This is a genomic window from Gillisella terrae (assembly GCF_004801395.1).
In the GTDB taxonomy this organism is placed as follows: domain Bacteria; phylum Pseudomonadota; class Alphaproteobacteria; order Rhizobiales; family Rhizobiaceae; genus Allorhizobium; species Allorhizobium terrae.
In genome coordinates this window covers 46453-67219 of record NZ_SSOA01000011.1, presented here as the reverse complement: position 1 = coordinate 67219, position 20767 = coordinate 46453, and the positions used below count along the sequence as shown (strand labels likewise).

Below are 20767 nucleotides of genomic sequence, written 5' to 3'. Positions count from 1 at the left end.
CATGGCCCGCTTAGACAAAGAACCCGGTTTGTCGGCAGCAACAGTGAAGCGTTGCGCCACATTGGAAGGATGAGAACATGAGTGCTGAAAGCTTGGTGCAAACCAGTGAAGCCCTATCGGAAACACAAGAACAGGGACTGCTCTCAAAGGTCGTTGCGGCAACCCGACAGACAGAGCCGGATCGCGCCCAGAATCTGTTGCGGACGCTGACCGATCAAGCCTTGAAAGGCACGGTCAAATACGACCGCAATCTGACGGTGACGCTGAACAACGCCATCGCAGAGCTGGACAAGGCCATTTCAACCCAGCTGGCCGAGATCATGCAATCGCCTGAGTTTACCAAGCTCGAAGGCAGCTGGCGCGGGTTGCACTATCTGGTCAAAAATTCCGAAACCAGCGTGAACCTCAAGATTCGGGTGCTCAACGCCAGCAAGCGCGAGCTTTCCAAGGATCTGTCCAAGGCTGTGGAGTTTGATCAGTCCCGTCTGTTCAAGTCGATCTATGAAGATGAGTTTGGCACACCGGGCGGCGAGCCGATGGGTGCGATTATTGGCGATTTCGAGTTCGACAATTCGTTTGACGATGTTCAGCTGCTGCAGGGGATTTCCTCGATTGCGGCGGCAGCCTTTGCGCCATTTATTTCGGCGGCCAGCCCGCGGATGTTCGGCTTTGACGACTATCGCGATCTCGCCAGGCCCCGCGATCTCGAAAAGATTTTCGAGACCGTGGAATATGCCAAATGGCGCAGTTTTCGCGAAAGCGACGATTCGCGCTTTGTCACGCTGGCGCTGCCGCGTGTTTTGGCGCGGATGCCCTATAGCCCCAAGACCAACCCGATTGATGAATTTGTGTTTGACGAAACCAGTGGTTCAAGCTCCGGCGAGCTGGACCACAATGATTATTGCTGGATGAATGCCTCCTTCGTGATGGGCACACGCCTCACGGAAGCCTTTGCCAAGAGCGGCTGGTGCACGGCCATTCGTGGTGCCGAAAACGGCGGCAAGGTTGAAAATCTGCCGATGCACGTGTTTTCCAGCGATGATGGTGATCTCGATCTGAAATGCCCAACGGAAGTTGGCATTACCGACCGGCGCGATGCCGAACTGGGCAAGCTGGGCTTTTTGCCGCTCTGCCATTACAAAAACACGGATTATGCGGTGTTTTTTGGTGCGCAGACCGCCCATAAGCCAAAGCTCTATGACAAGCCGGAAGCAACGGCCAATGCTGCGGTGTCGGCACGTCTGCCTTACATGATGGCGACATCGCGGTTTGCCCATTATCTGAAAGTCATGGGCCGCGACAAGATCGGCTCGTTCATGGAAGCCTCAGACTGCGAAGTCTGGCTGAACCGCTGGATTGCCTCTTATGTCAACGCCAATGACGATGCAGGCGAAGAATCGCGGGCAAAATATCCGCTTCGCGATGCCAAGGTGACCGTGCAGGAAATTCCCGGCAAGCCCGGCTCCTACAATGCGGTTGCCTGGATGCGTCCATGGTTGCAGATGGAAGAACTGACCACCTCTTTGCGAATGGTGGCTCGCATTCCATCGAAGAGCTAGTTTTCAAACAATTTTGGGCGTCGCGGTGGGTTAGATCAATGGCCGCGACGCTCACGAATGGCCTGATAATTCGGGGGAAACGGTGAGCGCATCGTTAAGGGCACGAACGGATGAGTTGATTTTGTTGATTGACGAGGCTTTGAACCGTCAAGTCAACGCAATCCTGCATCATCCTGCGTTTCAGGCGATGGAGGCCCGCTGGCTCGGGCTTGCCATGCTGGTGCGTGAGGCCAGCCAGAGCACGGATGTAAAGATCAAGATTTTGAGCGCCAGCTGGAAAGAGCTGTGCCGCAGCATGGAGCGTGCCAACGATTTTGATCAGAGCCACTTGTTTGAGCTGGTCTATAATCAGGAATTTGGTATGCCGGGTGGTGAGCCCTTCGGCCTTCTGCTGGGCGATTATCAGCTTCCGCCCGCCCCCGGCGATGGACCGGACTCGATCACCACAATGGCGCAAATCAGCTCGGTTGCAGCGGCGGCTTTTTGCCCCTTCATTGCCGGGGCCTCGCCGTTGAGTGTTGGTCTTGAGAGCTTTCATGAGCTCAACCGCGTGCATGATTTTTCATCCTTGCAGTTTGATCTTTCCCGGATTCGATGGAACGGTCTGCGGAGAAATGACGATGCCCGTTTTTTGGGGCTGGTTGGTCCACGCATTTTGATGCGCCCTGCCCACAAAGCCTATTCGCGCAAGCGTGACGACGGCTTTCCCTTCCGCGAGCATATCGCTGAAAATGGCCAGACACTGGTGTGGGGCAATGGTGCCTTTGGCTTTGCAACGGTGATTATCCGCACATTCATTGACACCGGCTGGTTTGCCGATCTGCGCGGGGTGACGCAAGATGAGATAGATGGTGGCATGGTGGCACCCTGGCAGCTTCCGCCGCTTGAATTGGGCCTGGAAAGTCAAGGATTGTCCAGCCAGCCGCCGGTGGAGGTGCGCCTGACACGCGCCCAGGAATTGCAATTTTCGGATATGGGCATTGTGCCGATTTCGACGACCTATATGTCATCCTGCGCCATCTTCAACGCCAACCAGTCGTTGCATGCGCCAGGACATTACCCGACGGAAACCGCCCGCCAAAACGCCCGCCTTGCGGCCATGCTGCAATATGTGATGTGCGCGTCGCGCTTTTCCCATTATCTGAAAGTGATCATGCGCGACAACATCGGGCAGTTGAGCACGGCGGGTCTGATTCAGCGCAAACTGGAAGATTGGTTGTCGCGCTATACGCTCGGCAATGATGATGCCGAGCAATCGCTGCGCACCCGCTATCCCTTGCGATCCGCGGGAATTGGCGTTTCGGAAATTCCCGGCAAGCCGGGAACTTTCTCCTGTACCGTGCGTTTACAACCACATTTTCAATTAGACGACGTTTCAACAAGTTTTCATCTCGTCGCTGAGGCCTCAGCGGCATCCATGGGTGCATCATCAACCCAACCGGATCAAAAAAGGATTTTAGCATGAGTGCTCAATCGCGCCGTATCGCCGCCTTGCTGGAGGATCACGCCGATGATCACACATTGGAAGACGTGCTTGAGCAGGTGAAAGCCGCCCTCAAAGCGGCCCCCACGGATCACGATATCCGCCATCTCTATATTGATGTGCTGATTTTAAGCGGTCAATATGAGCGCGCCGATCAGCAATGCGACCTCGCGGCCAAATTTCAGCCCGCCGATGCCGTGGGTTTTTCCATTCTGCGCCAGCAGATCAGAGCCATGGCAGCGCGCCAGGCATGGTTCGAGACGGGTGCGGTGCCCGATTTTCCCTCAGGCCCAACCGATCTGGACCAGATGGCGCTAAAGCTTGGTCTTGCCATTCGCGACGGTGCCCTTGATCTTGCCGTTGATATCGTGGCGCAAATGGAAGATGCCCGCGCAGCCTGCCCGATGATCTATAATGGCAAATCCGTCGCCGATTGGCGCGATCTGGATGATCGCATACCGCATGCGCTTGAGGTTTTGACAACCGGCGGTGCCTATCTCTGGGTGGATTTTCGCAAGATTGAAAATGTGTCTGTGGAGCCAATCGCCCGTTCGCGCGACCTCGCCTTTCGTCCGGCCCAGCTGACCCTGAATGGCGGAGCTGTTGCATCGGTCTTGCTGCCGGCTGTCTATCACAGCAGCAGCCGCAATCCGGCGTTGCAATTGGCGCGTGAAACGGCGTGGGAAGATCTGGCGGCCGGGCTGGTGGTGGGCCAAGGCCAGAAATGCTTTTTGGCCGATGATGAGATTGTCTCGCTGCACGAAGTCAGCGAGCTGGATGCGGATAGCATGAATGGCGAGAGGCGGATTGTTCATGGCTGATCCGCTCGATCGTTATCGCCCGAGCGAGCGCGTGCTGACCCGCTCTGTGCTGGATCGCTTGCTGGATGACAATCCTGATCTGGATGTCGATCCGGTTTTGAGCGTGTCTCAGCAGGTGGTGGAGATGCGCGAAACCATTCGCCGGGATCTGGAATCCCTGTTGAACACCCGGCGTCGCCCGCAGGCCCCTCCCGATGCGTTGAGCGAGCTGAGCGATGCCCTCGTTTCTTACGGGGTTGATGGCATGCTGTCGGCCAGTCTGGTGACGGATGAATCCAAGCTCAAGCTGGCGCGTCTCATGGAGCGCCGTATTGCGATGTTTGAAACCCGGCTTTCCAACATCAAAGTGACCATTTTGAAAGCGCGGATGGAGGGAGAGCGCTCGCTGCGGATGCGCATCGATGCCAGTTTCCGCCTGCATGAGGGCATGCCGCCCGTGAGTTTTGAATCCCGTATCGATCCGTCCACGCAATCCTTCATTGTTGAGGCAGGCAATGGCTGAAAGCTTTTTGGAGCGCTATAATGATGAGCTGTTTGCCTTGCGCAAACGGGCAGAAAAATTCGCGCGCGCTTTTCCAAAAATTGCCGGGCGGTTGCGCATGTCGGGCGATGTGGCCGATGATCCGCATGTTGAGCGCCTGATCCAGAGTTTTGCCTATTCCGCCGCCCGCGTGCGGCAAAAGCTGGATGATGAGTTTCCCGAACTGACCGATAGTTTGCTGGAAACGCTCTATCCGCATTATCTTGCGCCTTTGCCATCGATGAGCATTGTGCGGTTTGAGCCAAGCGCTGTGCTGGCCACCATGCAGCTTTTGCCCCGCCATAGCGAGATTACCACCGAAGAAGTGGCGGGCGAGATTTGCCAGTTTCGCACCACGCAGGATGTCGAGCTTTTACCCCTCACCATCACCTCTGCGGCGTTGACGGGCCAGCCCATTGATGCGCCTGCCCCGCCCTTTGCCGGTGCGGCCGGATGTTTGCGCTTATCACTGCGCTCCACCGGCCCCAAGAAAGACGATTTTGCCTCGATGGGCATCAAGAGGATGACCCTGTTTGTTGCATCCGCCTGGCAGCAAGCCACCGGATTGTATGAGCTTTTGGCCAATCAATGCATGGGAATAGCCTTGGCGCGCCATGCGGATGATCGCAATGCGGTTTTCCTGCCCGCCAGCAATCTGCGTGTGAAAGGCTTTGCAGCGAATGAAGCGATGTTGCCCACGCCCGCCAGCAGTTTTGATGGCTATCGCCTGCTCACCGAGTTTTTTGCCCTGCCGCAAAAATTCCTCTATCTTGACATCGACGGGCTGGATCGCTGGCCGGGCGATGATTGCGAGATGTATATCTATCTCAAAAGCAGTGATCCGAGGCTGGAGCGCACTGTCTCCGCCAGTGATTTTGCCCTGAACACGGCTCCGGTGATCAATCTTTTTCATCAGGTTTCAGAGCCGATCAAGCTGGATGGCAGCCGCACGGAATATAGTTTGCTGTCTGACAGTCGCCGCCATCGCACCCGTGAGATTTTTGCCATCGACAATGTGAAAATTTCCGATGGCAGCGGTGATGAGCTGTGGTCGTATCCGTTTTTCGCGCGGGTTCAAAATGGCACCGACAGCGGCATTTTCTGGCAGGCAACCCGGCGGTTTGATGAGGATGATGGCCTGTCTGACACCGATATCGCCTTTGTGGATCGCGAGCGCGGGCCCCTCGGCCCAACCAGCGTCACCGCCAGCGTGGATTCGCTGTGCCTTAACCGCGATCTTCCAGAGCGCCTGCCCTTTGGGGGCGGGCACCCGATCTTGAAGCTGGGCAAACGCAGCGAAGCGATTGATACGGTCACGGCCCTTCTTCCGCCCACACCGTCTGTGCGCATGAACAGCAAAACAGCGCGGCAATGGCGGCTGGTGTCGCATCTGATGCTCAATCACCTGTCATTGTTCGACAATGGTGGGGCAGCCCTCAAAGATATTCTGTCGCTCTATGCCTTTCGCGATGTGCCCGAAACCCGGCAATTGGTCGAGGCGATCTCAAAAGTTGAAGCAAAAAATGCTTTGGCGCGTCTGGGGCCTGCCATGGTGCCCGGTCTGGATATCACCATAGAGTTCGATCCGGCGATGATTGATCGCTCTGCCGCCTTCGTGTTTGGCAGTGTTCTCAATCATTTTTGCGGTCTCTATACCTCGGTTAACAGTTTTACCCGTCTCACGCTGACCATGCGGGGCCAATCGGGTGTGGTGGTGCGGTGGCCGGCAAGAGCGGCCGAACGGCCGTTGCTATAGGGGGATGATCATGAATGTTCACATGACAAACCCGAAAAGTGACACAGAGCGCGAAATGCTTGCTGCCCGTTTGCAGCAAGACCCGGCCCATTTTGAGCCGACAACGGCCTTTCGTCTGGCCCAACATCTCGCGCAAGAGGGCGAGCTGGAGATTGTGCCGCATCTGGGAATTGAGCCAACGCCGTTGGCGGTCAGCGGCTTTCGCCAACGCAAAGGCAAATTCGAGCTTAAATCCGCGCTCGCAGCCCTTGTTGGGCCGCTTGGCTCGATGCCGCCGGAATATAATGAGCTGTTGTTGCGCGAGGAGCGCAACAGATCGCGGGCGCTGACCAGTTTCGTGAGCCTGTTTGCCACGCGGTTTTCAGAGCTGTTTGTGGAAGCTGCGGAAAAATATCGGCTGGCGCGGCGTTTGCGCTGGAGCAAACGCCGTGAAGACAACACCTTTCGCAAGGCGCTTTTGTCGCTGGCAGGCTTTGGCACGGCCAGAATGGTGGAAACAGCCGGGGTCGATGAAAATGTTATCCTGCGGTTTGCGGGCTTTTTTGCGGATCGCACCCGCAATGCCGCAAGCTTGCGGGCCATGCTGGAAGAGTTCTCACGCCTTCCCATCCGCATCGAACAATTTCGTCCGCGGTGGGTGTCTGTTGCGCCGGAAGAATTAAGCCAGATGGGCAGCGCCACCCCTCCCCGCCTCGGCGTTTCCGCCATGGCTGGCAGTAAGGCGCTGGATATGAGCGGGGCGTTTCGCATTGTCATTGGCCCGGTGGATTATGCCGATTATCTGACGCTGGCACCTGGCGGGCGGCGGTTGCAAGATATGTTCGCGCTGGCACGGCTGTTTGTGGGCAGCGGGTTTGAAATTGATGCGCAAGTGATTTTGAAAAAGGAAGACGTGCCCTTTTGCCAGATGGGCAACGGCGTAACGCCCGCCCGTCTTGGCTGGAACACTTGGGCGCGGGTAGCAGAGCTCTCGCGTGATAGTGCCGATGCGATTGTCACCGAGCGGCAGGCGATGCCTGCTCTCAAACCGGCAGGAGCGGCGGCATGAGGCTGGAACTGCGCCCCAAAGTCAAAACGGATGGCCGTCAATCCCTGTGGGCCATCGAGCATGGGCGGCGCACGCTTGGGCGTTCGCGCGAATGCGATTGGCAGATTGAAGATGACACCCGCCGCGTTTCCAAGCTGCATTGCACCATTTTTCGCGATAGCAAAGGCTTCAGCCTGTCAGACCAGAGCGCCAATGGCACGGTGGTGGATGGCAAAACTTTGATGGAAGGCGAAACCTGCCCGCTGAAGAATGGCTCCGAGATCGATATTCGCGGCCATGCCTTCAAGGTTACCATCCTTGGCGAGGTGGAGCAGGATCCCGGTGATCCGGTGTCCTCCCTGCCGTTGAGTGATGAAACGCTGACCATATCGTCGATCTTGTCCGATATCGCCCCCAATGGAAAAACCGCCCGTGGCATTATGGGCGAGCGTGTGGCGGAAGAGCCATGGGCCGTGGCACCGACCTCGTCCGGCAAAAGTGGAAAAACCTTGACGCGCAATGTTGATATTGGCTGGAGCGGCCCGCCGGAGGTAAAAGGCTCTGCAACCGTTCTGCCTGAAAACTGGTTTGAAGATGATGATTATGGCAGCCAGCTTGAACATCATAGCGCCACCCGAACGGTGGTCAGCGTTGCGCCGCCAAAGCGGGTGAAGGACGTGCCATCGGATGAACCTGCGATGTTGGAGGCTGGGCCGGTGCCTGCATCGCGCAGTGATTTTGACGCGATTTTTTCCGAACCATCCAAGCCAGCTTCAAGGCCCGTTGCACCACCTGCAAGCATGGATGAGGCGTTGTTGCAAACCCTTGCCAGCACGCTTTCGCGTCTGGATGCCGCCAGTGCCGATTGCCTTGCCACACTTGGTATGGAGGCTGATGCTGCTTCGCGATTGTCGGCCACGGATGGCGCGCAACTGATCCGCCATCTCGAACATCTTGTTGAGCGCCAGCGCAGCTTGAATGATGCGCTTGAAAGAATGATGCGCGAAGCAAGCCACAAGCTCGATCCAAGAATTGTCGAGGCCCGTGTTGATGCGGAGCAACCCCGTCTGCCGTTTTTGCGTGGTCGGGACTATTGGAGCGCCTATCGCCAGCAGTTTGAAGAGGCTGGCCAGACCATTTCGATCAAGGATTTTATGCGTCGTGCTGCAACGGGTGAGCCTGCCATTGCGCCAGAGCCAGCAGCCGAACTTCAGAATTTCAAGGGGGTAGACACCAAAGATGAGGCATGAAAACCGCGTTGCCTGGACCGAGGGCATGTTTCTTCGTGTGCAGCATTTCCAACAGGCAGACCGATGGACGGAACGGCTGGTCCGCTCGATCACCCGCAGCCTGTCGCCCTATCCGTGGGGCTTGCTGGAAATCGGAATAGATCGCAGCGCGCTGGCCATTGGCCAGTTTGCCCTGTCCAACCTGCGTGGTTTGCTGCCCGATGGCACGCCCTTTGATGCGCCGGAAGATGCCGATCTTCCAAGCGCCCTTGATCTGGATGAAAACACCAAGAACGCCATTGTGTATCTGGCACTTCCGGCCCGACAGCCGGGCAAGGCGGATATGGCGGCGCAAGGGGCCGCCATGGCCAACAGCGTGCGGGTGGTGGCCTCCAGTTATGAAGCGCCGGATGCCAATGTTGACACCGATTTCATTGCGCCGATTGATGTTGCCCGCTTGAACCTGAAATTCCTCAAAACCGGCGATAATCTGGCAGGTTATGAGCTGATCGGGCTGGCGCGGGTGGTGGAGGTGCGCTCTGACCGGGCGGTGATCCTCGATCCCGATTTCATTCCACCCAGCCTGAGCTGTGCTGCGGCATCACGGCTCAACGAATTGATGACGGAATTGCTGGGCATTGTGCGTCACCGAGCAACGGCGATTGCCGAGCGCATTGGTGATCCGACCATTCGCGGCACAGCCGAAGTGGGCGATTATTTCCTGTTGCAAATTCTCAACCGCGCTGATCCGCTGCTCAAACATCTGCTGGCCAATGCAACGCGCATTCACCCCATGGTGTTTTATGAGCATTGCATTCAGTTGGCCGGTGAAATTGCCACCTTCACCATGGACAGCAAACGCGCCACCGACTTTCCGGCCTATCGCCATGATGATCTGAAAGCCACGTTTGCGGTTGTGATGGATGATCTGCGCACATCGCTCTCATCGGTGCTGGAACAGGCGGCGGTGGCCATCGAGCTGATCGAGCGGCGCCATGGGGTGCGGGTCGGTACGCTGAACGATCGCAGCCTGCTGAAAGATGCAGGCTTTGTTCTGGCGGTGCGGGCCGAAATGTCGGCGGAAGATGTGCGGCGCAAATTGCCAGCCCAGATCAAGGTTGGCCCCGTGGAGAAAATTGCCGAGCTGGTCAACGTCGCTCTGCCCGGCATTCCGGTGCGGCCATTGCCGGTGTTGCCGCGCCAATTGCCCTATCGTTCGGGCACGATCTATTTCGAGCTCGACACCAAAGTGCCGCTTTGGAAACAATTGGAAACATCTGGCGCAATTGCGCTGCATCTCGCAGGCGAATTTCCCGGCCTTGAGATGGAACTATGGGCCTTGAGAGAATGAGCGAAGAACGGCCTTCCCACTGGCAGGACATGCCAACCGTTGTCGAAGTCACGCAGGAAAAACAGCGGCAGGACGAGACGGCAAAAAATGTCTCCGATTTGCTCAACAGTGTGGTTGATCGGGGTGATCCGGGAGCCGGGCAAGGCTCAGGTGTGTCCGTCAATCACCTGATCGACAATTTTCGCTTTGGCAGCCATGAAATGCCGGTGCTGGTGCGCTCGGCAGCAAGCCTTCTCAATCTGGCCCATGCCCTGCGCTATCTTGAAGCCGAGCCGGATACGCAAGAGCTGCGCCGCGTCTGCATTGAGGCCGTCAACCGCTATGAGCGGGATCTGGCCAGCGCCCGCATCAGCCCGGAGCGCGCCCGTGCCGCGCACTATGTCATCTGCGCCACCGTTGATGATGTGGTGCTGTCCAAGCCGTGGGGTGTGCGGGCCGGATGGGCGCGATCAGGCCTGGTCTCGACCTTCCACAATGACGTGACCGGCGGTGACCGGGTGTTTGATATTCTCGATCATTTTCACCAGTCGCCGGGAGCCAACAAGGATTTGCTGTTGCTGATCTATCTCAGCCTGTCTCTGGCTTTTGAGGGGCGCACCCGTGTGTCCTCGCGCGGTGCGCTGGAGCTGGCGAGAATCCGCGACAGCCTCTACAAAACGCTTCTCGGCCAATATGGTGTGTTTGAGCGCGAACTTTCGCCCCATTGGCAGGGCGTGAATGCCCGTCATACACCCTTGCAAACCATGGCGGCACTCTGGACCCTTTTGTCTGTTCTGGCGCTGGCTTTCGGGCTCGGCTATCTGTTTTTCACGCTGATCTTGAACGATACATCGGATAGAACCTTCCAGCGACTGGCCGCACTTGAGCCGCGCGAAACGCCCAGCGTGCTGATTACTGTGCCCACCCCGCCGCCGGTGACACCTGAAAAGGTGCCGGAAAAGGTTGAAGAGCCACCCACGAAGCCTGTGAACGTCGAGGCTCCGCGGCCGCCAAGCCGGTTGCAGAACCTGATGACTTTCCTTCAGCCCGAGGTGGAAAAGAAATTGGTGTCCTTGTCCGATGTGAACGGGCGGCTGCGGATTCGCATCAACAATGCCGGGCTTTTCGATACCGGAAGTGCCGATGTCAGCGCCAAATTTAAAGATCTGATCCAGCGCATCGGTGGTGCTCTGGCCGCCGAGAAATTCCGCGCTGTGGTGATTGGCTATACCGACAATGTGCCGATCAAAACGGTGCAGTTTCCCTCGAACTGGCATTTGTCCGAAGCCAGAGCCAAGGCGGTTGGCGATATTCTGGCCACGTATGCTGGAAGTGATGCGATCCTGACCGAAGGGCGGGCCGACAGTGACCCGATTGCCGATAATGCCACAGCAGAAGGCCGAGAGATGAACCGCAGAACGGAAATTCTGGTTTTGACCAATCCGGATGAAAAGCTCTCCGATGCCGGAATTTTTTCACCGCCCGTGCAGGTGGATGATCAGAACGCAAAACCGCAGCAGGGAGGCAAGCCATGATCAATCCTCTCAGCTATTTTTATTCGATCCGTTCCTATGTGGATAGCTATGCCGGCATTGTTGGCAGACGCTTTATTTCCGTCATTTGGGTGATTGCGATCTGCGTGCTCATCTGGTTCTACGGCTATCTTCTGGCGTTTGGCAGCTTCAAACCCTTCGCCACCTCGACGGCACGGATCTGGACCATTGTGGCCATTGTTGTGGTGTGGTCGATCTATATGGTCATCACCACGCTGCGCGCCCGCAAGCAAGACGCGGAGTTGGTTGACAGTATTGAGCAGCAGGCGCTGGCTAGCCGCAATGCAGAAGTTGGCGAAATCCAGACGCGCTTGAAAGAAGCGATGGCGCTGTTGCAGCGCATCACCAAAAAACGCTTCGGCTATATCTATGATTTGCCGTGGTATGTGATTTTCGGAGCCCCCGGCTCTGGCAAAACCACCGCCTTGACCAATTCGGGCCTGCAATTTCCGCTCGGCGAAGCGCTGGGCAGCGATGCCATCAAAGGCATTGGAGGCACGCGCAATTGCAATTGGTGGTTTGCCGATGAAGCGATCCTGATCGACACTGCCGGACGCTACACCACGCAGGACGATCTCGACGGCTCGTCCAAAGCCGGATGGGAAGGCTTTTTGGGCCTGCTTCGGCGTTATCGCCGCTCGCAGCCGGTCAATGGCGCGCTGGTCACGCTGTCTATTGGCGATTTGATGACCCGCGATCCAGAAGCCCAGCGCGAAGAATTGCGCGCCATTCGCAAACGCCTGTCCGAACTGGACGAATATCTGGGCGCACGTGCGCCGGTTTACATCCTGCTGACCAAAGCCGATTTGCTCACCGGATTTGTTGAATTCTATGACGGGTTCAACAAAAGCGACCGTGAACAGGTCTGGGGCATGACCTTTGGCCTTGACGAGAGCTATGGGGCAAAAACGCTGCCCGAGCGCTTCAACGAGGAATTTTCGCTGTTGCAGCAGCGGGTTGATGCCATGCTGGTTGAGCGGTTGCAGCAGGAACAGAGCACCGAGCTCCGGGGGCGGATTTTCAAATTCCCGGCCGAGCTTGCCAGCCTGCAAGAGAAGCTGCACGATGCGCTGGTTGAGCTATCCGCTGGCTCGGCGCTGATTGAGGCTCCGCTCATTCGTGGTCTTTATTTTGTCTCGGCAACCCAAGGCGAGGAAACGGCGACGGCGGGCAGCATTCCAAGAGCGCGGCGCAGTTATTTTCTGCCGCGTCTTTTCAAAGAGGTGGTCTTCAATGAAGCGGCCCTTGTGGCGCGTGACAAGCGCCTTTCCTATCGTCAATTGTTGTTGCGCCGGGTGTCTTATGGGGTGGCCATTGCCGCCGTTGCCATTGTGTTTACCGGCTGGGCCACAACCTATTATCAAAACCGCATGGCCTTGATTGCCGCCGATGAAAAGCTCAACGCCTATGACAAACTGATTTTGGGCGTCAAAGTGCGCGATGTGGACGATGCCGATTTTCTGCGCGTGCTTCCGGCGCTGGATAGCTTGCGCTCGGTCACGGACGGGTTTGCGGAACGGCATGTCTGGGTGGCGAGCTTTGGGCTTAATCAGGCCGATAAAATTGCCAGCCGCCAACGCGATGCCTACCAGCGGGCCTTAAACAGCCTGCTTTTGCCGCGCATGCTGGTGGAATTGCAGCGCGATCTGACCAATGAGAAGGATGTGACGCAAACCTTCAACGCCCTCAAGTTGTATGAAATGCTGGGCGGACTTGGAAAACTGGATCGCGATTTCGTCTCCTATCAGGCCGAGCAGATGTTCAACGCGCTCTATCCCGGTGAAGGGCGCGCGGCCACCCGCCGCGCCCTTATTCAGCACGCCCATGCCATGGCGGCAGGCTCTCTGCCGCCGATTGAGCTGGACGGCAGGCTGATTGCCAAGGCACAGGCCACCATTGCCAGCCAAAGTGTCGCCGAGCGGGCCTATGATATTCTGGCGGGGTCTCGAAAAGCCCGCGCGATTGCACCTTGGTTGCCAGCGCAAGCCTTTGGCCCACTGGGCGATAAAGCCTTTATGCGCACGTCTGGTGCGCCGCTGACAGAGGGTGTCGAGGGGCTTTTCACGACCACCGGATATCGAAACATTGTGCTGCCGGGCCTGGCAGATGCCGCCCGCGAGGCCATGCGGGAAGACTGGGTGCGTGGTTCGGACAATCAGATCAAGGGCCAAACCCTGGAAGCGGTGTCGCAAGCGGCCCTTCAGATCTATTTTGACCGCTTTGAGCAAAAATGGGCCAGTGTGTTGAGCGATATCACGGTCAAGCCATCGCAAAGTCTGGGCGATGCGGCTGAAACAACCCGTATTCTGTCCAATGAGCGCAATATCATTGGGCTTGCGGCGCGCTCCATTGCGCAAGCCACTGATCTGCGTCCGCAAGGATATGGAACGGCGGCCGTCACCGTGGCGTCATCGTCAGGCAATGATGATACCATTGCGGCCATGCTGACCTCCACCATGGCGGCCCCGGACCCTTATGGAAAATTGCGCGACGCACTGGATGCACCCGCGGCGGATCCTTCGGGAAAGAGCGCCACTGATAGCAAAAATCTGGCACAGGTTGATGCAATCCTGCCGCTTTTGGATAATTTGCACGACCAACTGTCCCGCTCGGCGACCTCATCGGCAGAAGTTGCCAAAGTGTTTGATGTCGATAGCCAGTTGACCAAATCCAATCAGGATCTGTTGCAGGAAGCACGGCGCCTGCCTGCACCGCTGGATGGCTGGATGGCCGGACTTGCTGCCGACATTGGCTCGCTCGCGGTTAAATCTGCCCGCAGCCGTATTTCCGATCTCTGGGCGGCGGAAGGCGCAAGCCTCTGCTCAACGGCGATAACGGGCCGCTATCCGTTTGATCGCAACGCCAAGCGCGATGTGACAATGGGTGATTTTGTGCGTCTTTTTGGACCAAAGGGCCTGTTTCAGACATTCTTCAAGCAGCGGTTGGAGCCCTTTGTCGATCAAACCAGTTCGCCATGGGGTTGGAAAGGCACATTTGGTGCGGCTGGAATCCCCAGTGGTGCCATTGCCCAGTTTGAGAATGCCGACAAGATCAATCGGTCCTTCTTTCCCAATGGCAGCGAGACACCTGAGGTGACCATCAATGTGAAACCTGTATCGCTCACCGATGCCTCCAACGCCGTGATGTTGGAAATCGAAGGCGAGCGTGTGGTCTATTTCCACGGACCCATTCAGGCCAAATCCATCACATGGCCATCGAAACAGCCAGCGAATATGTCGCGCATTGCCTTTCAACCGGGCGGATGGCAGCAAGCCAAAACTGAAAATGGCGATTGGTCGCCCTTCCGCCTGTTTGACGATGCCACAATTGAAAGTGATCGGGACGGACTGTTTCGGGTGAAATTCAACAATGGCGAACAGAATGCCGAGTTTGATGTGCAGTTTGGCTCGGTGCTCAATCCCTTCCGGCTCAAGGCCATGGCGGATTTTGCCTGCCCGGCACAGTTTTGACGTGAGCCAGTTTTGAAACAAGTGAGGACAAGCCATGGCGTTGCGCTCGGCACCCAAACCTAAGCCATCTGGCCAGGATCGGATTGGCTTTTTCGGGAAATTGCCAAGCCATGGCGATTTTATCTCGGAAGGGTTGGAGCGTGACATCATCACCATGCTGGACGCATGGATAAGGGGTGGCCTGCATGCCTGCGAACAGGAGTTTGGCAGCCAATGGCCGAAAATCTTTGCAGCATCACCGCCGTGGCGTTTCATTGTGGAAAAAGGTGTTTGGGGGGATGCGACCTTTGCGGGCGTGATGCTGCCCAGCAGGGATCGGGTCGGGCGCAGCTTTCCGCTGTTGATTGTGGCGCAATTGCACGAGTTTGCCTATCATCCACGCACGCTTTATCTCGATCATACGTGGTTTATGGCGGCAGAAGGTCTGGCAGAGACCTCTCTGACCCGCGATTTTGACATTGGCCATTTTACCGCAAGTTTGAAGCGGATGCGTCTGCCCCGGCCAGACGATGAAGAGGGCGTTGGCACCGCCCAGACAAATCGCTCGGCGCTCTGGTGGTATATTGATACCGAAACCAGACGCTCACGCGGCGTGCGGCTTCAGGGAGACTTGGCACCGGACAATTTTGTGCAGCTGTTTCGTGAAAGCAATGGCTCGAAGCCGCAGGATGGCGGAAAACCTGCAAGCGAAAAGCCAGAGCGTGAAGCCGCTGTTTCGCCCCCCTCTGTGCCTTCGCCTCAACCTCAACCTCAAGTGCAATTGCCAGAACGGATTGTCTACACTTACGCCACCCACGCCGGTACACGGTTCTCGCTCAATGCCGATTCACTCTTTCTGTGCGAAAAGCCAGCCCTGTTTGCCATAGCTGACGGTGTTGGTGATCAGGCCACGGCGGCAGAAGCCGCAAAACTGGTCACCCACAGCTTGACCGATATTGGCGAGACGGTGAGTGTTGATGCAATGATTCAGGAGATCAAGGGCAAGCTTGGCCGTGCCAACAGCCTGCTGCTTGCCCGGAAAAATCGCAGTGATCACGCGCCTCTTTGTGCCAGCATTATCACAGCCATGATCATGGATGGGCAGGCCCTGTTGCTGTGGGCGGGCGATGCGCGAGGCTATCTTTTACGCGATGGCATTATGCGCCCGCTGACCCGCGATCATGTCAGTGTCGGATTGCAAAAACGCTTGCGCCGTGGTGTCGGCCTTGAGCAGCAGTTTTTGCCCGAGGTGTTGATCGAGCCGTTCAATGTTGGCGATCGGCTGTTGCTATGCAGCTTTCCGCTGGTTCACGCCTTGAAAGAGCGGACGATTGCCGAAATCCTGTTGGAAAGTCCGGGTGTGGAAGGCGCAGAAAGTCTGGTGCAGGAAGCGCTGATTGCCAATGTGCGCGAAAACATCAGCGCAATCATTATCGGCTACGGGCAAGATGATGGTGCATGAGGAAGGCGATGAGCTGACCGCGCGCTTTGCGGCACTGATGGCATGTGTTCGCCACCAAAACGGTGACATGCGGCCGTTGGTGCAACAGAAAATCTTGATTGATCAATTGCGCAACGCCCTTGATCGCGCAGCCAGCGGCATGGAACCCATGGTGGACAGCGGTGAGCCGGGCTTTATTGCCGGGACATTTGCGGTTGAAAACCGCCTTTATCGCGGCGCGCACTTTGATGTTCTCAAATTGCGTCACCGCGATCTGGCAAGCCTGCATGTGTTGAAAACGCTGCGGCAGGATCAACCAATTGCCCCCAGCCGTGCCGCTCTTTTGCGGCGAGAGGCCGAGATTGGCCTTTGCTTTCGCGATCCGCATCTTGTTGAAACCACAGCTTTGCTGCGCCTTGCCGATGGCCGACCGGCCATTCTTCAGCCATGGCGCGGTGAGCCTTTGTCATCGCGTCTCACCGAACTGAGCGCAGATCGGCCTCTGGATGTGTCGTCAATAACGGTGATGCTCTCGGAGCTTTTGCTGGCCCTTCACCGTCTCCATCAACATGGCTATGTGCACTGCGACGTGAAACCATCGAACATATTTCTATCGCCGGGTGCCGCCCCTCACCTCTCCCTTGGTGATTTCGGCATTGCTTTGAAGATGGGCGAAACACATGCGGCCTTGGAACTCAAGGCAGCTTATTCGCAAGAATATTGCGCGCCTGAGCAAGCACCCGACAGGCCAGCCCATCCCACCATGGACATTTACAGTGCAGGGCGGGTTTTGCAGCACTTGCTGATGGCGGCAAACCAGCCGATCGCCGATGAACTCACGCAGTTTGCCAATGAGCTTTGCGCACAAAACCCGGCAGATCGGCCACAAAGTGCCGAAATAGCTTTGGCTGAGTTGAAACGGATTGTGGTTTGCTGAGTATTCCAGACTGCAAAGACTGATGAGGTTCAAGAACCCCTCCCCAACCCTCCCCACAAGGGGGAGGGGGTCTGTCGCATCCCGTGCCAGCGTATGATTTCTCACCAAAAATCATTCAATACAGCGTCCTTTGCGCGCCAGATATGGCGCGCAAAGGACGCTGTAACACTTTTAATCTACTGCAACCCTCGCGACGTATTCGAGGCGCTCCCTCCCCCTTGTGGGGAGGGTTGGGGAGGGGTCTTTCTTTTTGTGTCGTGAAATGTGAAGCGTTACAGCGCCTTTTATACGTCCTACATGACCGCACGGTGCTGTAGAAACTTGTTGGCGCTTTGGTCCGGAAGCAGCCTTCGACGTTTCAGACCAAAACTCACGATTATTTCGAGCCGGGCGCTGGGGCGACCGAGCCGATAGAGGGCTTGTCATAGATGGTGAAAAGCTTGGCGGCATCAACCGTGCTTGCGGTTGTTGCGTAAATCACGTCGCCCTTTTGCATCTGGAACATTTGCATCAACATGATGCTGGAGGCATCTTTCATGTTGATATGATAGATGACCGGCTTGGTGGTGATGGATGGCGTGCCTGATGCACTGGTACCAGAAGTGTTGGCCGGGGCCTGAACAATCTGATTGCGGAAGATATACACATTGCGCGCGTCGGCGCGGTCATCGGCCAATCCACCGGAACGACCCAGTGCCTGCGCCAGAGTGAGCTTGCCCGGTTCAAACTGGAACTCGCCGGTGCTTTTGAACGCACCCAATGCCGTAAAGCTCACGGTGTCATCATCCACCATCACCTGATCGCCAGGCACAAGGCGGATATTCTGTTTCGCGTCATTCATGATGCGGCTGAGCATGGCGCTGGCGCGCTGATTGCCGCGCACAACGGTGACCATTGCCGCCGGTGCGGGCGCAGACGCGCCACCTGCTTCCGAAATAATATCGAGAACACGCTCACGCCGAGCGGTAATCGGGAATTTGCCGGGGTTTTTCACCCCGCCCGAGACCACAACAGCACTTGTGGGCTTGTCAACAACCGTGACAACGGCCTGAGGATTGACGGATGATCCTTTCAGGCCCGCAACGATCCGAGATTGCAGCCCCTCAGGCGTGGAATCGGTCACCCGCTGCTTGCCCACAAAGGGCATTGTCACATTGCCGCTTTGATCAACCGTGAAGCGGCCCAGATTCAAGGTTTTGCTCTGGGTCGAAGAAAACAGACCATCCTCGCCGGTATCCAGAACCGTGACATCAATCACGTCACCGGGACGCAGCCTTTGTTGATTGAACGCGCCGCCGCGCAGGGCTGCGAGGCCCTGATCAGATGAATTTGCCAACACCGTAGAATTGGCCGCCGTTGCAGCAGGCGCATTTGCAAGCTCGATAACAGGAATGCGGTCAGCGCTATGAGGAAATGTTGCTGAACGAATGCTGCCTGCACTCGGACCATCGGATGGTTTTGCGCAACCACTCAACAGCGCTATCATCAGCACCGGCAGAATCTTCTTCATGCAAAATCCCCGAAAAAAGAATCGTATATATATATTTCGATATAGATAGCAGGGGACAAAATTCTGACAATTGTAAAAACGCAAAAACGCCCGCAGAATGTGTTTGATTTGCGGCATGTTGCGATATTACAACCCGCGACGCTCAATTGTGGCTGGGGATTGCAAAAGGCCCGACCGTGTCGAGCGGTAATCAGGCCATGCAAGGTCCGGAAGAGAGAGCACAACAACACCTTGCGCCCTCGTTAGGATGCGGATTTCAGCCCTTAGGCAGGCCATCGGGGCGTGATAGGCGGCGCTGTGCTGCGATGCGAAACGGAGCATTGGGCGCGCCATAGCCAGCATAATGGCCGCGACGCTCGACAATTTCAAAAAACAGCCCCTCGCCATAGGTGCGGCTGTAGATTTGGAAATACTCGCCCTTGTCATCGCGATCATAGAGAATGGCATTGTCGCGCAGCCTGTCGGCAAAATCCGGATCGAGGCCAAAGCGTGCTTCCAGATCGTCGTAATAATTGCGCGAAATTGGCAATGCCTGAAACCCGCGGGCTTTCAGGGCGTCAGCCGTTGCAAAAATATCGTCGGTGGTGAAAGCCAGATGCTGAATGCCAGAGCCAAAGCCTTCGGCCAGAAACTTGCCGGCAAACGTCTTGCGGTTTTCCGCACCATTCATGGTCAGCCTGAAACAGCCTTGCTCCACGCTTTCAATGGCCTGGCTGCGCACCAATCCACCCGGATCAACCACATCAACCATGGGTGTGCGGTTGACGTTGAAAATCGCGCTGTAGAACAACAGCCATGTTGGCATTTCATCATAGCGGGTGGTTTGTGCCAGATGGTCAAAGCGTTTGAGACCGACACCCACAGGCGTTGGGTTTGATGAAACAGGTTCAAATTCGCTTTGCCAGACAGAGGCGAGCTCTGGTGTCTCATCCAGAAAATAGATGACTCCGCTGCCCACGCCCTCAATCGCCGGAATGAGCACTTCTTCGGGGTATCGCGGCTCTGAAAAAGTAGCGGCCCCCAGCATATGGGCGCGCTTTATCGCTGCTTTTGCATCATCCACCTTGATGCCAAAGGCATAGGCATTGGTACCGTGGACAGAATAGGAGGAATTGGCAAACCCTTCCTCCTCGGTGTTGATGATGAGGCGGATATCGCCTTGCTGATAGAGATCGACATTGCGCAACTTGTGCCGGGCGGTATGTTCAAAGCCCAGCGTGTGCAACAGGGCGGCAAGCTCGGCCTGCTCGTCTTTGCTTGCGGTAAATTCAACAAAGGCAACATCTTTGGCTTTGACACGCTCCGGCATGGCAGGCACGGGAATTTTAATATCCGGCTCCTGCCGCACCACCTGATCCATCAGGTAAATCAACGAGCGATGACCATCCTCGGCAATGGCGCGGGCCGAGCCGCCGCGAAACTGATCGTTGAAAATCTCAAGCGACAGCGGACCATTATAGCCGGTGGCGGCAACGGCGCGCATGAATTCGACCACCGGAAGCTCTCCCTCCCCCGGCATATTGCGAAAATGGCGGCTCCAGTAGAGCAGATCCATATCGATCAATGGCGCATCGGCAAGCTGGACAATGAAAATCTTGTCGCCAGGAATGGAGCGGATGGAATTGGGGTCAATTTTGCGCGACAGGGTGTGAAAAGAATCCAGAATGAGGCCGATATTGGCATGATTGGCGCGGCGCACCACTTCCCAGGCATCACGATGATCGTGAACATGCCGACCCCAGGCGAGAGCCTCATAGCCAACGCGCAAACCACGCTTGGCGGCGCGCTCGCCAAGTTCGGCAAAGTCAGCGGCAGCGCGGTCAATGCCGCCCAGCGCAATCGGTGAAATGCTGGAGCATACCAGCATGAGATCGGTTCCAAGCTCGCCCATCAGGTCAAATTTGCGCTCAACCCGATCAAATACGCGGGCGCGATGCGGCTCCGGCATGCCTTCAAAATCGCGAAACGGCTGGAAAAGCGTAATGTCCAACCCGTGATCACGCACCATGCGCCCGACATCGGCAGGCGATGCATCATAGGCCAGAAAGTCGTTTTCAAAGATTTCGACCCCGGAAAACCCGGCCTTGGCAATGGCGCTGAGTTTTTCCGGAAATTCGCCGCTGATTGACACTGTGGCGATGGACGTGCGCAT

Annotated in this window: 14 protein-coding genes; 12 read left to right on the top strand and 2 right to left on the bottom strand. The window is 56.7% G+C overall.

Annotated elements, in window-relative coordinates; all coding sequences use genetic code 11:
• Positions 1-77 precede the first annotated feature (77 nt).
• The 12 genes from tssC (E6C51_RS16975) (at position 78) to E6C51_RS16920 (ending at position 17105) form a co-directional block, all read left to right on the top strand.
• The gene (gene tssC, locus E6C51_RS16975; RefSeq protein ID WP_190236858.1) at positions 78-1559 is read left to right on the top strand and encodes a type VI secretion system contractile sheath large subunit; all 1482 of its coding nucleotides are present in this window, start codon (positions 78-80) and stop codon (positions 1557-1559) included.
• An 82-nt stretch (positions 1560-1641) separates the two neighbouring features.
• A complete protein-coding gene (gene tssC, locus E6C51_RS16970; RefSeq protein ID WP_146937397.1) occupies positions 1642-3024 on the top strand; it encodes a type VI secretion system contractile sheath large subunit in 1383 nt (460 codons plus the stop codon).
• The gene (locus tag E6C51_RS16965) at positions 3021-3863 is read left to right on the top strand and encodes a type VI secretion system accessory protein TagJ (protein WP_190236857.1); all 843 of its coding nucleotides are present in this window, start codon (positions 3021-3023) and stop codon (positions 3861-3863) included. The genes tssC (E6C51_RS16970) and E6C51_RS16965 overlap by 4 nt, the downstream gene beginning before the upstream one ends.
• On the top strand, positions 3856-4365 hold the full coding sequence (gene tssE / locus E6C51_RS16960) for a type VI secretion system baseplate subunit TssE (protein WP_190236856.1): 510 nt from the start codon (positions 3856-3858) through the stop codon (positions 4363-4365). The genes E6C51_RS16965 and tssE overlap by 8 nt, the downstream gene beginning before the upstream one ends.
• Positions 4358-6139, top strand: coding sequence for a type VI secretion system baseplate subunit TssF (gene tssF, locus E6C51_RS16955; RefSeq protein ID WP_190236855.1), 1782 nt, complete (start codon positions 4358-4360; stop codon positions 6137-6139). Before tssE ends, tssF begins: the two co-directional genes overlap by 8 nt.
• Before the next feature lie 10 nt (positions 6140-6149).
• Positions 6150-7187 (top strand): type VI secretion system baseplate subunit TssG, encoded by a 1038-nt coding sequence (tssG, locus tag E6C51_RS16950; RefSeq protein WP_230987393.1) that lies wholly within the window; start codon positions 6150-6152, stop codon positions 7185-7187.
• On the top strand, positions 7184-8416 hold the full coding sequence (locus E6C51_RS16945) for an FHA domain-containing protein (protein WP_190236854.1): 1233 nt from the start codon (positions 7184-7186) through the stop codon (positions 8414-8416). Before tssG ends, E6C51_RS16945 begins: the two co-directional genes overlap by 4 nt.
• Positions 8406-9746 (top strand): type VI secretion system baseplate subunit TssK, encoded by a 1341-nt coding sequence (gene tssK, locus E6C51_RS16940; RefSeq protein WP_190236853.1) that lies wholly within the window; start codon positions 8406-8408, stop codon positions 9744-9746. Before E6C51_RS16945 ends, tssK begins: the two co-directional genes overlap by 11 nt.
• A complete protein-coding gene (gene tssL / locus E6C51_RS16935; RefSeq protein WP_190236908.1) occupies positions 9743-11260 on the top strand; it encodes a type VI secretion system protein TssL, long form in 1518 nt (505 codons plus the stop codon). The genes tssK and tssL overlap by 4 nt, the downstream gene beginning before the upstream one ends.
• Positions 11260-14748 (top strand): type VI secretion system membrane subunit TssM, encoded by a 3489-nt coding sequence (gene tssM, locus E6C51_RS16930; RefSeq protein ID WP_190236907.1) that lies wholly within the window; start codon positions 11260-11262, stop codon positions 14746-14748. Before tssL ends, tssM begins: the two co-directional genes overlap by 1 nt.
• A 34-nt stretch (positions 14749-14782) precedes the next feature.
• A complete protein-coding gene (tagF, locus tag E6C51_RS16925) occupies positions 14783-16189 on the top strand; it encodes a type VI secretion system-associated protein TagF (protein WP_190236852.1) in 1407 nt (468 codons plus the stop codon).
• Positions 16176-17105 carry a protein kinase domain-containing protein gene (locus E6C51_RS16920; protein WP_190236851.1) on the top strand — a complete coding sequence of 310 codons (930 nt, stop codon included), beginning with the start codon at positions 16176-16178 and terminating at the stop codon, positions 17103-17105. Before tagF ends, E6C51_RS16920 begins: the two co-directional genes overlap by 14 nt.
• A gap of 376 nt (positions 17106-17481) precedes the next feature.
• On the opposite strand, the gene E6C51_RS16915 is transcribed toward E6C51_RS16920, so the two are convergent.
• Positions 17482-18615: a polysaccharide biosynthesis/export family protein gene (locus tag E6C51_RS16915; RefSeq protein ID WP_190236850.1), complete on the bottom strand. Its 1134-nt coding sequence runs from the start codon at positions 18613-18615 to the stop codon at positions 17482-17484.
• Between the two features lie 256 nt (positions 18616-18871).
• Entirely contained in the window at positions 18872-20767 is a 1896-nt protein-coding gene (locus E6C51_RS16910; RefSeq protein ID WP_190236849.1) for a bifunctional sugar phosphate isomerase/epimerase/4-hydroxyphenylpyruvate dioxygenase family protein, read from the bottom strand.

What these genes read in the sequence shown, in the direction of transcription:
- tssC (WP_190236858.1), top strand. Translation starts at nt 78, where the DNA reads ATGAGTGCTGAAAGCTTGGTGCAAACCAGTGAAGCCCTATCGGAAACA.
- E6C51_RS16965 (WP_190236857.1), top strand. Translation starts at nt 3,021, where the DNA reads ATGAGTGCTCAATCGCGCCGTATCGCCGCCTTGCTGGAGGATCACGCC.
- tssE (WP_190236856.1), top strand. Translation starts at nt 3,856, where the DNA reads ATGGCTGATCCGCTCGATCGTTATCGCCCGAGCGAGCGCGTGCTGACC.
- tssF (WP_190236855.1), top strand. Translation starts at nt 4,358, where the DNA reads ATGGCTGAAAGCTTTTTGGAGCGCTATAATGATGAGCTGTTTGCCTTG.
- tssG (WP_230987393.1), top strand. Translation starts at nt 6,150, where the DNA reads ATGAATGTTCACATGACAAACCCGAAAAGTGACACAGAGCGCGAAATG.
- E6C51_RS16945 (WP_190236854.1), top strand. Translation starts at nt 7,184, where the DNA reads ATGAGGCTGGAACTGCGCCCCAAAGTCAAAACGGATGGCCGTCAATCC.
- tssK (WP_190236853.1), top strand. Translation starts at nt 8,406, where the DNA reads ATGAGGCATGAAAACCGCGTTGCCTGGACCGAGGGCATGTTTCTTCGT.
- tssL (WP_190236908.1), top strand. Translation starts at nt 9,743, where the DNA reads ATGAGCGAAGAACGGCCTTCCCACTGGCAGGACATGCCAACCGTTGTC.
- tagF (WP_190236852.1), top strand. Translation starts at nt 14,783, where the DNA reads ATGGCGTTGCGCTCGGCACCCAAACCTAAGCCATCTGGCCAGGATCGG.
- E6C51_RS16920 (WP_190236851.1), top strand. Translation starts at nt 16,176, where the DNA reads ATGATGGTGCATGAGGAAGGCGATGAGCTGACCGCGCGCTTTGCGGCA.
- E6C51_RS16915 (WP_190236850.1), bottom strand. Translation starts at nt 18,615, where the DNA reads ATGAAGAAGATTCTGCCGGTGCTGATGATAGCGCTGTTGAGTGGTTGC.
- E6C51_RS16910 (WP_190236849.1), bottom strand. Translation starts at nt 20,767, where the DNA reads ATGCGCACGTCCATCGCCACAGTGTCAATCAGCGGCGAATTTCCGGAA.